Source organism: Pisciglobus halotolerans (assembly GCF_900113675.1).
Classification (GTDB): domain Bacteria; phylum Bacillota; class Bacilli; order Lactobacillales; family Carnobacteriaceae; genus Pisciglobus; species Pisciglobus halotolerans.
Genome location: NZ_FOQE01000078.1, coordinates 1 through 1701, shown reverse-complemented (window position 1 = coordinate 1701; position 1701 = coordinate 1). Strand labels below are relative to the sequence as shown.

The 1701-nt window shown below is 30.9% G+C and carries 4 protein-coding genes; 1 reads left to right on the top strand and 3 read right to left on the bottom strand.

The genetic code is table 11. The annotated features are described in order from the left end of the window. Positions 1-86: 86 nt before the first annotated feature. The 3 genes from BM057_RS12075 to BM057_RS12165 form a co-directional block, all read right to left on the bottom strand. Positions 87-215 (bottom strand): hypothetical protein, encoded by a 129-nt coding sequence (locus BM057_RS12075; RefSeq protein WP_281246076.1) that lies wholly within the window; start codon positions 213-215, stop codon positions 87-89. A 232-nt stretch (positions 216-447) separates the two neighbouring features. After that, positions 448-738, bottom strand: a complete 291-nt coding sequence (locus BM057_RS11425; protein ID WP_092093895.1) for a type II toxin-antitoxin system RelE family toxin — start codon at positions 736-738, stop codon at positions 448-450. Positions 739-741: 3 nt separating this feature from the next. After that, a complete protein-coding gene (locus BM057_RS12165; RefSeq protein WP_047390972.1) occupies positions 742-1062 on the bottom strand; it encodes a hypothetical protein in 321 nt (106 codons plus the stop codon). Between the two features lie 328 nt (positions 1063-1390). Here BM057_RS12165 and BM057_RS12010 point away from each other — a divergent pair, with 328 nt between their 5' ends. Continuing rightward, the gene (locus tag BM057_RS12010; RefSeq protein ID WP_245741951.1) at positions 1391-1480 is read left to right on the top strand and encodes a helix-turn-helix domain-containing protein; all 90 of its coding nucleotides are present in this window, start codon (positions 1391-1393) and stop codon (positions 1478-1480) included. Positions 1481-1701: the final 221 nt, after the last annotated feature.

The following is a 1701-nucleotide window of genomic DNA, read 5'->3' as shown; positions in this document are numbered from 1 at the left end:
CCTATAAAATTTCGGTGTCGTAACTTTAATTTTACAGAATGGACTTTCTCTTTTTCTACCCTAAATTTCTATTTACACAAAATATTTTACGCTATATCTGTTTCGAGTAATATTATACTTTCCTCAAATATTTTTGTATTATCCATATTTTTTTGTTCAAGGAGAGTAGACTCTTTCAGTAAAACTACAGAAAATAAACGATCTTTAATTATCATTTTTTACTCCTTTATTTGAGTTTTACTCAATTCTTATTGTGGCAAACTTACCTTCATTTCAGGATACACCATTTTACATAGAATAATGTATCTTTAAATTGAGACCAAAAATACACTTACAAGTACACTTATCCGTGCACTTGCAAGTGTATTTTCTTCAATATATAGAGTTAAGTGAAATCATGTGTGGCACTCAATTAAGGTTTCAATTGTTTTAATAAAGGTTAAAGTTTTATTTTATCCGATTTTCAGCGATCTTATAGACGACTTCATTATCTCTTTTTCCAATAACGACCACTTGAATGACTTCAACTTTACCTTGTACTTCTCTAAAAATGACACGAAGCCCCATTTTCTTGTTTTTCAACTTATTGCATTGTGCTAAAGCACCATGTAACGGCTGACCAGCGCTCATACCACGTAATTTAATACGATTAAGAGCTTTATCAACAAAAACTTTTTGGCTGCCATTAAGCTTGTCGTAATCTTCTCTTGAGTATTCTGTCCATTCTATCTGGTGCAAACTTTACTCCCACCCATCATCTTCGTCGATAGTAGGTTGTTCGTTTGCGATTTCTCCACGTACTTCACTATCAGAAAAAGTAGCTACTTTTTCATTCAGCAACCTTTTTTCAGCGATTAAATCAGCAATTTGATCATATAATTCATCGACTTCTTTATTGAGTGATTCGTATTGGTTTTGTGTCAACATGACTCCAGCTACTTTTTCTCGATTAAAGACATAGACCCCAGCAGCTTCTTTATCTGCTCTTTGAAAGATCTCCATAGGAGACCGTTTTACTTCGGAAATAGAAGATGTTGGAATATCTAATATTTTCATGGCCATATAAATCCTCTCCTTTATCTAAAATCAGTATAAACCTTTTAAAAGACTTTTTAAAGACTCTTGTTTCTGTTGCTAAGTTTAACAGGTGTAAAAATATTAATCCCTTATGTATAACGGAAGTTAAGTTTATTTGTTTCGATATAAAATCCTTTAGAATGACGAGGGAGAAAAAATGATGTAACTAGTTGATTGTACTGATACTGGTTATATTTCATAATGAATGATATAAATGGTACGATTTTTCTATTTTTAAAAGAACTTTGACAGACAATAGGGAATGGAGTAGCTATTGTTTGTAGTAAGGAGGTAGTCCTATGAAATTTCATGAATTTATTTAAAAAAGAGAAAAAATTTAAACCTTACACAGGAAGAAGTAGCAGAAAAATTGTTTGTTTCAAGACAAACAATTTCTAACTAGGAAAACGGAAAAACACTTCCCGATATAGAAAGTTTAATCTCTATTAGCGAATTGTATGAAATTTCATTAGATGAACTTATAAAAGGAGATAAGAAAATGCAAAGAAAAATAAAAATCAAACATAATTAATGTCTGCTGAATAATAAACTATGCTTATTCTGCTGCCTTTTACAACTAATGATTGATATAATAGATGCAAGGGTTTTTATAGGATGTCGAAC